This window comes from Arthrobacter sp. StoSoilB13, from assembly GCF_019977255.1.
Classification (GTDB): Bacteria; Actinomycetota; Actinomycetes; order Actinomycetales; family Micrococcaceae; genus Arthrobacter.
The window spans coordinates 2590899-2604927 of the sequence record NZ_AP024647.1; the positions used below are offsets into that span (position 1 = coordinate 2590899).

The window sequence follows — 14029 nt, forward strand, 5'->3', positions numbered from 1 at the left end:
CCTAGCAAAAATCGTGAAACGGCTATGTCCGATTTCCGCTAGCAGCGGACGTGCACTCCTGACAGGATGAAGGAATGGACTTCTGGCAGCGCTACAGGGCAATTGACGCCCGCGACACCCGCTTCGACGGACAATTCTTCACGGCCGTCAGCTCGACTGGTATCTACTGCCGGCCGTCCTGCCCAGCCCGTACGCCGAAGGCCGAGAATGTCACGTTCTACGAGACGTCGGCCGCTGCCCACGAAGCCGGGTACCGGGCTTGCAAGCGATGCCTGCCCGAGGCCGTCCCCGGAACACCGGCCTGGAACATCCGATCCGACGTTGCCGGCCGTGCAATGCGCCTAATCAACGACGGCGTTATCACCCGCGAGGGGGTCGACGGCCTTGCGCACCGCCTTGGCTACTCCGCGCGCCAGCTCAACCGCATCCTTAGCCACGAACTTGGCGCCGGCCCGCTCTCACTGGCACGGGCCAGCAGGGCGCAGACAGCAAGGACGCTGTTGGTCTCAACGAAGATGCTCCTCGCCGATGTCGCCTTTGCCTCGGGGTTCAATAGCGTGAGGCAATTCAACGACACCATCGGCGAGGTTTTTGCGATGACCCCGACGGCGCTGCGAACCACCGGTGCGAAATCGGGAGTTCGCAGGGGTGCCGGGGAGGCAAGCGACGGGACACCAGCCGCTCTGACGTTGAATCTGCCATATCGGGAGCCCTTCGACCCGGGAATCTTCGATTTCCTGGCGGTTCGTGCTGTGCCGGGCATCGAGTCGGCAAGCACCGGACACGACGGAACCAGGACCTATGCCCGAACCCTCCGCCTCCCGCGGCAACGCCACGTTCTCGGTGGCCTACAGCCCCTCAAGGCAGGGCAAGCCCTTGCAGTTGTCGGCTACGGTGGTGGACCTCCACGACCTCCCGGTGTTGTTGAGTCGTGTCCGCAGGTTGTTCGATCTGGACGCCGACCCAGAAGCGATCGACGACGCCTTGGCGATGGACCCCCGGCTCAAAGGGAGCATCAAGGAGGTTCCCGGAATTCGCGTGCCAGGAGCAGTCGACCCCCAGGAATTGCTGGTCAGGGCGCTGATCGGCCAGCAAATCACCGTTGCTGCTGCCCGGACGGCACTGACCCAATTATCAGCCCTCGGCTCCCCGATCGACGGCGGTGTCCCCGGTCTGGATCGCCTGTTTCCGACCGCGGCGGAACTCGCCGAAGACGCGTGCACCCTGCTGCGGGGACCCCAGCGCCGCATCGAGTCAGTGGTTGCCGTGGCCGAAGCGATGGCCACAGGGACCCTCGAGTTCGGCTACGGCGACGACGTTGCAGGACTGGAGCGAAAGTTGCTGCCATTACAAGGAATTGGGCCTTGGACCGTAGGGTATGTCGCCATGCGCGTGCTGGGAGCGCCCGACGTTTTCCTGAGCAATGACGCGGCCGTTCGAAACGGGTTGCGGATCCTCCCTCCTGGTCCCGGCCTCACCCCTGAATTCCGGGAAGTCAGTCCTTGGCGGTCCTACGCCACCATGCATTTGTGGCGGGCGGCAACGAAGCCCAAACACTCGTAGCTCCCGTTTCCGCTCTCACATCCCGGCGCCCTTCCGCGATCCTTCTCTCACATCCCCACGCCCTTCCGCGATCCTTCACTCACATCCCAACGCCCTTCCGCGATCCTTCACACACATCCCAACGCCTTTCGCCGTTTCCTCTCTCACATCTCAACGCGGCAGGAAGTGAGAGAGGAAAGGGGAAAACGCCGCGGGAAGTGAGAGAGCGTCGCCGGAAAAGCCTCAGGATCTGAGAGAACATCCCCAAGGGACAAGGACTCGCAGCTCCCTTTCGTCTCCCATAACCCCGCGTCGGCATTCAGCCGGGTGCCGACGTCGTACCGCTCCCCCGATGCATCAGGACGTTAGCGACCACGACCCAAAAAACGGCAGGAAGTGAGAGAAGGACGGCCGAAACACGTCAGGAAGTGCGAGAGCATCCACCGAAGCACGTCAGGAAGTGAGAGAGCACCGGCCGAAACACGTCAGGAAGTGAGAGAACATCCGCCGAAACACGTCAGGAAGTGAGAGAAGGACGGCCTAGCGGGCTGCAGGTTGTGCCGCCGGCCATGGGAGCAGCTCGGGCAGGTCGACGCCGTCGGCCGCCGCGGTAGCTCGCAGGCTTCCCAAGCTCGGTTCGCGGCCGGCGAGCCATGCCGCGATGTCCGTGAGCATGCCCGTAATGGCAATCGAGGTGCCCCCGTGGCCAATGACCCGCTGCGGCAGTCCTGTGGGCTGCAGGACAAATTTGTACTTCTCCGGAACGCGTGCTTCGAGGAAAGTGAACAGGTGCTCGCAGAAGGGCCGGCTCCAGGTTTCAGGCCCATATCCCAGTCCAAGATCCGATGCATGGATGGTGAGTTCGCGCCACAGTGCCAGACCGCCGTCGAGGACTGTTCCGTCCCGGTAGCTGATGCGCGCCTCCCAGTCGGCTGGTTCCAGTGCGTCAAACGCCGCCAAGGCACGAGACAGCGCGGTGTCAACGGACTCCTTATGGTCTGCGAGGCTGTGTCCGGCGGCCAGCTCGATGGCCTTGTTGCGGCCGTCCATGCCGCCGTCGTACAGTTCCACGGCCTCACCGCGCCGGGCGTACTCGAGCTGGCGGGCCATGGCGCGCGAAATCCCGGCAATATGGGCAAGGACGTGGCCACGGGTCCAGCCCGGGAGCTCGGACGGTTGCGGGACGGATGCCTCGTCCATTTTGGTGAGGAGGCGGGTAACGATGTCGGCGGCTTTGTGAAGCTCTGCGGGCAGCGCCCCAGTGGTGATCTGAGTCATAGCGCCATGCTAACGCACCCCTTAAAGCCCTGTGGGACGGCACGTGATGTGCCATCCCACAGGATTGATGGTGCGTTTAGCCGGCGTAGCTGCGTGCTGCATCCAGTTCTGCCGTGAGCGCCACCAATTGACGTTCGACGGCGGCCGGTGCAGTTCCGCCCTGGGAGTTGCGGCTGTTGAGCGAACCCTCAGTGCTGAGCACGCTGCGGACCTCGGGAGTCAAGTGCTCCGAGATCGCTGAATACTCTTCATCCGTCAGGTCCCACAGCTCAACCCCACGGCTTTCAGCCTGCTTGACCGCGGCCCCCGAAAGCTCGTGTGCTTCACGGAAGGGAACGCCCTGGCGGACGAGCCATTCTGCGATGTCCGTGGCCAGCGCAAAGCCCTGGGGAGCCAGGGACTCCATGCGCTCCGTGTTGAACTTCAGCGTGGCGATCATGCCGGACACGGCGGGAAGCAACAGCTCCAGGGTGTCGGCGGCGTCGAAGACCGGTTCCTTGTCCTCCTGCAGATCGCGGTTGTACGCGAGCGGCAGGCCCTTGAGCGTTGCCAGCAGTCCGGTCAGGTTGCCGATGAGGCGCCCTGCCTTGCCGCGCGCGAGCTCGGCAACGTCCGGGTTCTTCTTCTGCGGCATGATCGAGGACCCGGTGGAGTACGAGTCGTGCAGGGTCACGAAGGAGAATTCCTTGGTGGCCCAGAAGATGACTTCCTCGGAGATCCGGGACAGGTCCACTCCGATCATGGAGCACACCCATGCGAACTCGGCGAAGACATCGCGGGAGGCGGTGCCATCAATCGAGTTGTGGACAGCCGAGAAGAAGCCAAGATCAGCTGCAACGGCCTCGGGATCCAGCCCCAACGACGAACCGGCCAAGGCACCAGAACCATACGGCGAAACTCCAGCACGCTTGTCCCAGTCCTGGAGTCGCTGCACGTCGCGAAGCAGTGCCCAGGCATGTGCCAGAAGGTGATGGCTCAGCAATACCGGCTGGGCGTGCTGAAGGTGCGTCCGGCCAGGCATCGCAACACCCTGGTGGGCCTTTGCCTGCTCCACGAGTGCGTCGATGGTGGCGAGGACGCCAGCAGCGATGATCCGGGCATGATCGCGCAGGAACATGCGGCCGAGCGTTGCCACTTGATCGTTGCGGGAACGGCCCGCACGGAGCTTGCCGCCCAATTGTGTTCCGGCACGCTCGATCAGGCCACGCTCAAGTGAACCGTGAACATCCTCATCGCTCTCGGCCGGGAGGTAGGCACCGCTGGCGACGTCCTCGTCCAGCTGATTGAGGGCGGCAAGCATGCCTTCAAGTTCGGCGTCGTCCAGCAATCCGGCCTTCGCCAGCACGCGGGCGTGCGCCTTGGAGCCGGCGATGTCATAGCGGGCCAGCCGCCAGTCAAAGTGCGTGGACTTGCTCAATGCTGCCAGCGCATCCGCGGGGCCGCCGGCGAACCGACCGCCCCACAGTGCGCCTTCGTTTGTTGCGGACGTCATTACTCGCCCGAGACCCGCAGGTCGCGGCCGGAGGCAACCTTGGAGGACATGCCCCACAGCTCGATGAAGCCGCGCGCCATGGACTGGTCGAAGGTGTCGCCGGTGTCGTAGGTAGCGAGGTCGAAGTCGTACAGCGAAGTCTCGGAGCGACGACCGTTGACGATTGCCTGGCCGCCGTGGAGGACCATGCGGATGTCGCCGGAGACGTACTTCTGGGTGTCCTCGATGAACGCGTCCAGGGAGCGCTTCAGCGGGGAGAACCACTGGCCGTCGTAGACCAGCTCGGCCCAGCGCTGGCCAACGGTGGCCTTGAAGCGGGCCTGCTCGCGCTCGATTGTGACATCTTCGAGGTGCTTGTGGGCGGTGATCAGCGCCATTGCACCCGGTGCCTCGTAGATTTCGCGGGACTTGATGCCAACGAGGCGGTCCTCGACGACGTCGATGCGGCCAACGCCCTGCGCGCCGGCACGGCGGTTCAGTTCCTGGATGGCCTGCAGCGGGGTGACCTTCACGCCGTCGATGGCTACCGGCACGCCGGCTTCGAAGGAAATGGTGACCTCGTCCGGCGCCGGCGGGAATTCCGGCGTGGCGGTGTAGTCGTAGATGTCCTTGGTAGGTGCGTTCCAGATGTCCTCAAGGTAGCCGGTCTCGACGGCGCGTCCCCAGACGTTCTGGTCGATCGAGTACGGGTTCTTCTTGGTGGTCTCGATCGGCAGTCCCTTTTCCTCGGCGAAGGCAATCGCCTTGTCGCGGGTCAGGGCGAGGTCGCGGACCGGTGCGATGCACTTCAGGTCCGGGCCGAGCGTCTGGATGCCAACTTCGAAGCGGACCTGGTCATTGCCCTTGCCGGCCGCAGTGCAGCCGTGGGCGACGGTGGTGGCACCGAATTCGCGGGCAGCCTTCACGAGGTGCTTGACGATCACCGGACGCGAAATGGCAGACACCAGCGGGTAGTGGCCCTGGTAGAGGGCGTTGGCCTTCAGTGTCGGCATGGCGTATTCGTTGGCGAATTCGTCGCGGGCGTCGGCAACATAGGCCTCGACGGCGCCGCAACCGAGGGCGCGCTGGCGGATGGTCTCCAGGGACTCGCCGCCCTGTCCGACGTCGACGGCCACGGCGATGACCTCGGCGCCGGTGGCTTCACCGATCCAGCCGATGGCTACGGACGTATCGAGGCCACCGGAGTAGGCCAGAACAATGCGCTCAGTCACGAGAGTGCTCCTTTGTTGTTGCTTGGTTCATTTGAAATCAATGCTGCGTAAATCAGTTGTTGCCACCGCGGGCTAGTTTCCCGGTCCGGCTTCCTCGGCCATTCGCAGGAAACGGGCCGCCAGTTCGGCTCCGCCGTCGGGATCCCTGGCAACCAACAGCAGAGTGTCGTCGCCTGCGATCGTACCCAATACCGACGGCATTACGGAGTGGTCGATGGCCAGTGCCAGGAAGTTCGCTGCCCCCGGAGGTGTTCGCAGGACAACAATGTTGCCCGAAGCCTCGGCAGTTACAAGCAACTCACCACACAGCCGGGAGAGCCGCGCGTCCAGGATTTCCTGCGTGACGCCGCTTTTAGCGTTGCGGTCACCGCCCTCCCCCGGAACGGCATAGACCAGTGCGCCTTCCTTGCCGCGAACCCTCACCGCGCCAAGTTCCACAAGGTCGCGGGACAGCGTGGCTTGGGTGACCTGAACGCCGTCGTCCGCCAGCAGGGCTGCAAGCTCTGCCTGGGAACGCACGGACTCACCCGTCAGGATCGCGGTGATACGCGCCTGGCGGGCAGTCTTGGTGGCCGGGCTGGCGCCCGGAACCGACGGATTCGTGGACACTAGAACGTGCTCTCCCCAGTGCCCTCGACGGGAGAAAGACCTTCCACGAACGCAAGTCCGGAACGGTGCATCAGCCAGGCCATGAGTGCCTTCTGGGCATGGAGTCGGTTCTCAGCTTCGTCCCAGACGATCGACTGCGGGCCGTCGATGACGCCAGCGGAAATTTCATAGCCGCGGTAAGCAGGAAGGCAGTGAAGAACGACGGCGTCCGGCGCGGCCGCTGCCCATGGCGGCCTCATCCACGGAGTAGTCGCGGAAGAGCTGCAGCCGGGCTTCCTTCTCGGCTTCCTGACCCATGGATACCCAGGTGTCCGTTGCCACGACGTCAGCGCCTTTAAGGGCTTCGGCAGCATCGCTGGTGATGAGCACAGAGCCGCCCGTCTCGGCGGCACGCTCTTGTGCAGCAGCGACAATCTCCGGGGCCGGCCAGTAGCCAACGGGACCGGAAATACGGACGTGCATTCCAGCTGTGACGCCAGCCAGAAGGTAGGAATTGGCCATGTTGTTGGCCGCATCACCGAGGTAGGCCATGCTCAGGCCCTTCAGTTCGCCTTTGTGCTCCTTGACCGCCAGGAGATCCGCGAGGAGCTGGCAGGGGTGGTAGTCGTCGCAGAGGGCGTTGATGACCGGGACCTTGGAGTTCTCCGCCATGGCAACCAGGCCCGAGTGGGCCCCGGTCCGCCACACGATGGTGGAGACCATGCGCTCAAGGACCTTGGCGGTGTCCTCCACGGATTCCTTATGCCCGATCTGTGCTTCGCCGGGGTTGATGATGAGCGCGTTGCCGCCCATGTCCGCGATGCCGGTGGCGAAGGAAACACGGGTACGGGTGGAGGTCTTGTCGAAGATGACGGCGACGGTCTTCCGGCCATTGCCATCGGCCGCGAAAGGTTGGACGCTGTACGGCGCCGCTTTCATGCGGGCTGCGAGCTCAAGAACCTCGGCCTGCTCAGCAGCGCTCAGGTCGGTGTCCTTGAGGAAGTGACGGGTGGTGGATGTAGTCACTGTGCGTCCTTAGCAGTTTGGGCGGTAGCCGTTGTAATGAGCTCAGGCAGCGCAGCCAGGAAACGGTCTGCCTGCTCGATGGTGAGGATCAGCGGCGGTGCCAGCCGGATGGTCTTTGGCCCCGGGCTGTTGATGATGAACCCGGCGTCAAGGCCTGCAGTAACCATGGCAGGAGCTACATCGGCATTGACGTCGAATCCGATAAGGAGACCTTCACCGCGGACCTCAGTCACGGCGTCCACTCGGGCAAGACCCTCGCGTAGGTGTGCCCCGACACTCAGGACGTTCTGGAGGACACTTTGGCTCTCGATCGCGTGGAGCGTGGCAAGGGCAGCAGCCGTGGCCACGGGATTTCCACCGAAAGTGGTTCCGTGCTGCCCGGCGGTGAGCAGGGCCGACGTCGTGCTTCCGAAAGTAATCAACGCACCGACCGGGAAGCCGCCGCCAAGTCCCTTGGCAAGCGTGATGGCGTCGGGGACAATCCCCGCGTCTTCGCTGGCCAGCCATTTGCCGGTCCGGCCGATGCCGGTCTGGACCTCGTCCAAAATCAACAGGGCGCGGCCGCCGTGGTGGCTTCGCGGGCTGCCTGCAGATATTCGGCGCTCAGCGGCCGGACGCCCGCTTCGCCTTGGATTGGTTCCAGGAAGACGGCTGCCGTGGATTCGTCGACGGCGGAGCGCAGGGCTTCGATGTCACCGAACGGAATGTGGACCACGCCGCCGGGCAGGGGCTCGAACGGTGTCCGGTAGGCCTCTTTTGCCGTGAGTGCGAGCGCACCCATGGTGCGGCCGTGGAAAGCGCCTTCGAGGGCAACAATCTTGGTGCGCTCGGCGTCGCTGTTCCGGCGGGCCAGCTTGAACGCTGCCTCGTTGGCTTCCGTGCCGGAGTTGGCAAAGAAAACCTTGGATCCCGCGGGAGCATTGGTGATGGCCAGCAGCTTTTCTGCCAGAGCGATCTGCGTGGGGCTCGTGAAGAAGTTGGAAACGTGTCCAAGCGTGGCGAGCTGGCTGGAGATCACCGAGGTGACGAAGGGGTGGGCGTGGCCCAGCGCGTTCACGGCGATGCCACCGAGGAGATCCAGGTACTCCTTGCCGTCGGCGTCCCACACGAGGCAACCCGCGCCGCGGACCAGGACCCGCTGGGGCGTGCCGAAGACACCCATCAGCGACGAGTTGTAGCGGGCCAGCCAGTCAGCGCCTGAGCTGTGGCCAGTAATGGCGTCTGTTGGGGATTCCACCAGTTCTGCTTCGTTCGCGGTCATGCGTTCACTTCCTCGTCAGGGACAACTTGGGTGCCGATGCCCGCGGTCGTAAAGGTTTCCAGCAGCATTGAGTGCGGCAGCCGGCCATCCACGATGTGCGCGCGTTCCACGCCTTCGTCGATCGCCTTCAGGCATGCAGCCATCTTGGGGATCATTCCCGACTCGAGCTTGGGCAGCATCTCGCGGAGTTCGGAGGCAGTCAGCGAAGAGATCAGCGACGATTTGTCCGGCCAGTTCGCGTAGAGGCCCTCGACGTCGGTCAGGATGACCAGCTTGGAGGCGCCCAGCGCAGAAGCGACAGCTGCAGCCGCGGTGTCTGCGTTGACGTTCAGGACCTGGCCGGTAGTGGGACCGGAACCGTTGCCGTCGTCGAGGATTTCCGGGGCGACCGTCGAGATCACCGGGATGCGGCCGGCGTCGAGGATGTCCGTGATCCCGGCGGGGTCCACGCCTACAACTTCGCCCACCAGGCCGAGGTCAACTTCCTCGCCGTCCACCACGGTTCCGGTGCGGACTGCGCGCAGCAGGCCGCCATCCTCGCCGGACATGCCAACCGCATACGGACCATGGGAATTGATGAGGCCCACAAGTTCACGACCCACCTGGCCGGTGAGGACCATGCGCACCACGTCCATGGCTTCCGGAGTGGTGACGCGCAGCCCACCCTTGAACTCGGACTCGATGCCAAGCCGGCCCAGCATGGAGTTGATCTGCGGACCGCCGCCGTGCACCACCACAGGGTGGATGCCCACGTGGTGGAGGAACACGATGTCCTCGGCGAAGGCACGCCGAAGGTCATCGTTGACCATGGCGTTCCCGCCGTACTTGATCACCATGGTGGTTCCAGCGAAACGCTGGATCCAGGGCAAGGCCTCGATCAGCGTGCCCGCTTTGTCCTGGGCTGCTTCGGCCGAGACGTGGCTCGCGGACGTGGTTTCCCGGGTGTGCGCAGTCATAGTCATCCGCTCAGCTCGAGTATGCACTGTTCTCATGCACGTAGTCGTGCGTGAGGTCATTGGTCCAGATGGTTGCCTCGGCGTCGCCGGCCTGCAGGTCGATGTCGACGCGCACCTCACGCGGTTCAAGGTCCACCATGTTACGGTCCTCGCCGATGCTGCCGTTGCGGCAGATCTGCACGCCGTTCATGGACACGTTGAGCTGGTCCGGCTCGAACACGGCATCGGTGGTGCCCACGGCAGAGAGTACCCGCCCCCAGTTGGGGTCCTTGCCGAAGATGGCCGCTTTGAAGAGGTTGGAGCGCGCAACAGCGCGGCTAACGATCTCGGCGTCGCGTTCGCTTGCCGCGTTGAAGGTACGGATGGCGATGTCGTGGCTTGCACCTTCGGCGTCGCCGATAAGCTTACGGGCCAACTCGGCGCAGACCTTCGTAATGGCCTCGCTCAGCTGTTCCGCAGAGGGCAGTGCTTCGGAGGCACCCGAGGCCATCAGCACCACGGTGTCGTTGGTGGACATGCAACCGTCAGAGTCCGCGCGGTCAAACGTGACACGCGTGGCATCGCGGAGGACGACGTCGAGCTCGTCCGCCGGTACCTCGGCGTCGGTGGTGAGGACAACAAGCATGGTTGCCAGACCGGGGGCCAGCATGCCGGCACCCTTGGCGATGCCGCCAACTGTGAACTGCTTGCCTTCGGCGTCGGTTCCTGTGAAGACGGCCTCCTTGGAGACGCTGTCCGTGGTCATGATCGCCGTGGCAGCGGCCGAACCGCCGTCTGCCGAAAGCTCGCCGAACGCGGTTTCAACGCCCGGAAGGATCTTGTCCATGGGCAGTTGCTCGCCGATCAGGCCAGTGGAGCAAACCACGACGTCGGAAGCTGAGACTCCCAGCACTTCGGCCACTTTCTCGGCCGTGGCATGCGTGTTCTGGAATCCCTGCGGGCCAGTGCAGGCGTTGGCTCCGCCGGAGTTCAGGATCACGGCGTCCACACGGCCATCGCTGACCACCTGGCGTGACCAGTGAACTGGAGCAGCGGCGACGCGGTTTGAGGTGAAGACGGCGGCAGCGGACTTTCGCGGACCGTCGTTGACGACGAGGGCCAGGTCCGGGTTGCCGGAAGCTTTAATGCCGGCTTTGATGCCGGAAGCCCGGAATCCCTTGGGTGCGGTAATGGTCACGGTGCAACTCCCTGCAGGTTCAGGCCGGCGGTTTCGTCCAGGCCGAGGGCTATGTTCATGGACTGCACGGCTCCGCCGGCGGTTCCCTTGGTGAGGTTGTCGATAGCGCACGTGACAATGACGCGGCCGGTGTGTTGGTCGAAGGCCACCTGCATGACTGCGTGGTTGGAACCTTGCACTGACTTGGTGCTGGGCCACTGGCCCTCGGGGAGAAGGTGGACGAACGGCTCGTCGTCATAAGCTTCCGCCCAGGCCTGGCTGGCGCAGTTCGGCGTAGGTAACTCCGTGCCCGACTTTCGCAGTGGCCGTAGTGAGGATACCGCGGCTCATCGGAGCCAGGGTTGGAGTAAAGGACACCGTCACCGGCTCGCCGGCGGCATTGGAAAGCCCCTGCTCGATTTCCGGCGTGTGGCGGTGCCCGCCGCCAACTCCATAGGGGCTCATGGATCCCATGACTTCGGAACCGATCAGGTTGACCTTTGCCGCCTTGCCCGCACCGGAGGTACCAGAGGCCGAGACAATTACGACGTCGTCCGTCAGGAGGAGGTTATTGTCGAACCCCGGCGTCAAGGCGAGCAGGGCCGACGTCGGGTAGCAGCCCGGGACCGCAATGCGCTTGGCACCCTTGAGGGCGTCGCGCTGTCCCGGCAGTTCAGGGAGCCCATACGGCCAGGTCCCGGCGTGGGCCGAGCCGTAAAACTTTTCCCAGGCAGCCGGATCCTGCAGGCGGTGGTCCGCTCCGGCGTCGATGACTACTGTGCCTTCCGGCAATTGGGCAGCGATCTCCGCAGAAGCGCCGTGCGGGAGGGCCAGGAAGACGACATCATGCCCGGACAGGTTCTCCACAGTGGTGTCTTCAAGAATCCGGCTCGCCAAACCGTGGAGATGAGGCTGCAACTCCCCTAGTCTGGAACCGGCGTTGCTGTGCGCAGTGATCGCACCGATAGTGACGTTCGGATGGCCCGCAAGCAGGCGCAGCACTTCTCCCCGGCGTAGCCGCTGGCACCGGAGACGGCAACAGAAATAGTCATAGCTCCACTGTACAGCAAAACTATTCATGGGTGCCGATATTTATGCATGCCGTCTTCTGGCGAGTGCACGGCGTCACATAAGTTAGTGCGGACGGCGTATGCTTAGTGGAGGGTGATCCAGACCGTGCAGTCCGAACGTCGGCTGCAGCGTTGCCCGTTAGCGATACGGGGCACATATATGGCACCCACGTCCACCGCTGAGCGCCCCAAGACACGCGCAATTCAGCCAAACCCCGTTGTTCAAAGCTATTCGGAGCTCCTTAAGAGCGTGAAAGCTGCCGGTCTTCTCGAACGGCGCAGCGGTTCTACATCTGGCTCTTCGTAGCCCTCATGATCCTCATGGCCGCCACCTGGACAGGCTTCGCCCTGTTGGGTGATTCCTGGTTCCAGCTCTTGATCGCTGCCGCCGTGGGTATCTTCTGCACACAATTGAGCTTCCTGGCCCACGAGGCCGGACACAAGCAGATCTTCGCGTCCCGTCGCGCCAACGACTGGTCAGCCCGCCTCCTGGCAACAGGAATCGCAGGCATCAGCTACTCCTGGTGGGAGCAAAAGCACGGTGCCCACCACAACCACCCCAACGTCATTTCCAAGGACCCTGACATCCGGAACAACGCGCTGGTCTTCTACGAAGATGCGGCCGCCGAACGCAAGGGGCGCCTGGCCTTCCTGACCAGGAAGCAGGGCTGGTTTTTCTTCCCGCTCCTCACGCTCCTTGGCCTGAGCCTGCAATTCGACTCGCTTCGCTTTGTCTTCGGCAAGCAGAAGGTGCGCCACCGCTGGGTGGAGACGCCTATCCTGGTGGCCCGTCTTGCCGCCCTCCCGGTTCTCGCTTTCACCTTCCTGCCCATCGGTATGGCGTTTGCGTTCCTCGGTGTCCAGATCATGGTCTACGGCTTCTACATGGGTGCCTCTTTTGCCCCCAACCACAAGGGCATGCCTGTCCTTCCCAAGGACAGCCGAGTCGACTTCCTCAACCGGCAGATCCTTACCTCCCGCAACATCTCAGGCGGACGCTTCATGGACTTCCTGCTGGGCGGGCTGAACCGCCAGGTGGAACACCATTTGTTCCCTGACATGGCCCGGCCCCACCTTCACAAGGCAGCAGGAATCGTCCGCGAGTTCTGCACGAAGCACTCCATCCCGTACACGGAAACCACGCTGATTCAGTCCTACGGGATAGTGGTCAGCTACCTCAACGAGGTAGGCCTGGCAGCTGGTCGTGGCTTCGACTGCCCCGTCGCTTCGACGCACGGACGCTTCTAGGCCTCCACAACCAAAGGCGTCATCCTTCATAGGATGGGTTCTGGAACCGGGCACCGGAAGGACCGTCCCGGAGTAAGGAGCCACCATGACGCACGCGATTGTTGCCAAGGAGCCGGGAGGACCTGAAGTCCTCGAATATGCTTCCGTGGAGCCACCCGTACCTGGTCCCGGGCAGCTGTTGATCAAGGTCGCAGCTGCCGGGGTCAATTTCATTGAGACCTACCAGCGCCGCGGCACCTACAAGGTTGAGTACCCCTTCACCCCCGGCGCGGAAGCCGCCGGAACCATCGAAGCAATCGGTGAGGGTGTAGAGGACTTCTCTGTAGGTGACAGGATCGCCACTGCCGAAGGTTCCAGGACCTACGCTGACTACGCACTCGTGGACGCTGCGAGGGCGCTCCCCGTGCCGGCCGGCGTCGATGATCACACCGCAGCCGCCCTGCCACTGCAGGAATAACCGCCCACTACCTGATGAACTCCTCCTTCCGTGTGGAACCTGGCCACACGGTGCTGCTGCACGCGGGAGCCGGCGGTGTGGGACTGCTTCTAACCCAACTGTTGAAGGCGCGTGGGGCACGGGTCATCACCACAGTTTCCTCAGACGAAAAGGCCGACCTCTCCAAACTCGCCGGCGCCGATGAAGTCCTCCGCTATGAAGGCTTCGCGGACAAGGTCCGCGAACTTACCAACGGCGAGGGCGTCAATGTGGTGTACGACGGCGTGGGCAAGGATACGTTCGACGACTCCCTGCGGAGCCTGCGCATCAGGGGTTCCATGGTGCTCTTCGGCGCCGCTTCAGGTCCCGTCCCCCCGTTCGATCCCCAACGCCTGAACTCCGGCGGCTCACTGACATTGACCCGCCCCACGATGGGCCATTTCGTCCAGAACACGCACGAGCGGCGTTGGCGCTCAGCCGAGATCTTCGAGGCCGCAGCGAACGGCACGCTGGCGGTTCGGGTCGGCGCTACCTACCCCTTGGCCGAAGCGGCCCAGGCACACAGGGATCTCGAAGGACGCCTCACCACGGGAAGGTCCTGCTGCTGCCGTAACGGCAAAGCGATCATTCGTGCAACAAACCGTGAACGGCAGGAAGCCGCCGACACCTTTTGTTCACCTTTCTGGGCAAAGCTGACTGCGTGAGCACAGAACAATCTGCCGTGGCCGGGAACTTGGATGCCTTGGCCACACTACCGCCCCCAGT

Annotated in this window: 6 protein-coding genes and 6 pseudogenes; 3 read left to right on the forward strand and 9 right to left on the reverse strand. The window is 63.7% G+C overall.

The features are described 5' to 3' along the window. Positions 1 to 74 precede the first annotated feature (74 nt). A pseudogene (locus LDP01_RS12145) lies at positions 75 to 1563 on the forward strand (DNA-3-methyladenine glycosylase 2 family protein). A 519-nt stretch (positions 1564 to 2082) separates the two neighbouring features. Here LDP01_RS12145 and LDP01_RS12150 read toward each other — a convergent pair. The 9 genes and pseudogenes from LDP01_RS12150 to argC all read right to left on the reverse strand — a co-directional run bounded on the left by LDP01_RS12150 (position 2083) and on the right by argC (position 11562). After that, entirely contained in the window at positions 2083 to 2820 is a 738-nt protein-coding gene (locus tag LDP01_RS12150; protein ID WP_224089454.1) for a maleylpyruvate isomerase family mycothiol-dependent enzyme, read from the reverse strand. Positions 2821 to 2896: 76 nt separating this feature from the next. Next, positions 2897 to 4312, reverse strand: a complete 1416-nt coding sequence (gene argH / locus LDP01_RS12155) for an argininosuccinate lyase (RefSeq protein WP_224089456.1) — start codon at positions 4310 to 4312, stop codon at positions 2897 to 2899. Then, positions 4312 to 5523, reverse strand: coding sequence for an argininosuccinate synthase (locus LDP01_RS12160; protein ID WP_224089457.1), 1212 nt, complete (start codon positions 5521 to 5523; stop codon positions 4312 to 4314). Before LDP01_RS12160 ends, argH begins: the two co-directional genes overlap by 1 nt. A 72-nt stretch (positions 5524 to 5595) precedes the next feature. Further along, a complete protein-coding gene (locus LDP01_RS12165; protein ID WP_223936621.1) occupies positions 5596 to 6132 on the reverse strand; it encodes an arginine repressor in 537 nt (178 codons plus the stop codon). After that, positions 6132 to 7137, reverse strand: a pseudogene (gene argF, locus LDP01_RS12170) (ornithine carbamoyltransferase). The gene LDP01_RS12165 and the pseudogene argF overlap by 1 nt, the downstream one beginning before the upstream one ends. Further along, a pseudogene (locus tag LDP01_RS12175) lies at positions 7134 to 8398 on the reverse strand (acetylornithine transaminase). Before LDP01_RS12175 ends, argF begins: the two co-directional pseudogenes overlap by 4 nt. Further along, positions 8395 to 9354: an acetylglutamate kinase gene (gene argB, locus LDP01_RS12180; protein ID WP_224089460.1), complete on the reverse strand. Its 960-nt coding sequence runs from the start codon at positions 9352 to 9354 to the stop codon at positions 8395 to 8397. Before argB ends, LDP01_RS12175 begins: the two are co-directional and overlap by 4 nt. A 10-nt stretch (positions 9355 to 9364) precedes the next feature. Beyond that, complete coding sequence (gene argJ, locus LDP01_RS12185; protein ID WP_224089461.1) at positions 9365 to 10531, reverse strand: bifunctional glutamate N-acetyltransferase/amino-acid acetyltransferase ArgJ; 1167 nt, start codon at positions 10529 to 10531, stop codon at positions 9365 to 9367. After that, a pseudogene (gene argC / locus LDP01_RS12190) lies at positions 10528 to 11562 on the reverse strand (N-acetyl-gamma-glutamyl-phosphate reductase). The gene argJ and the pseudogene argC overlap by 4 nt, the downstream one beginning before the upstream one ends. Positions 11563 to 11740: 178 nt before the next feature. On the opposite strand from argC, the pseudogene LDP01_RS12195 reads away from it, so the two are divergent. Next, a pseudogene (locus LDP01_RS12195) lies at positions 11741 to 12828 on the forward strand (fatty acid desaturase family protein). 85 nt (positions 12829 to 12913) lie between these two features. Next, positions 12914 to 13860: pseudogene (locus tag LDP01_RS12200) on the forward strand (quinone oxidoreductase family protein); the annotation flags it as partial. Positions 13861 to 14029 lie beyond the last annotated feature (169 nt).

Coding starts and splice junctions, on each gene's coding strand:
- argB (WP_224089460.1), bottom strand. CDS start 9,354: ATGACTGCGCACACCCGGGAAACCACGTCCGCGAGCCACGTCTCGGCC.
- LDP01_RS12150 (WP_224089454.1), bottom strand. CDS start 2,820: ATGACTCAGATCACCACTGGGGCGCTGCCCGCAGAGCTTCACAAAGCC.
- argH (WP_224089456.1), bottom strand. CDS start 4,312: ATGACGTCCGCAACAAACGAAGGCGCACTGTGGGGCGGTCGGTTCGCC.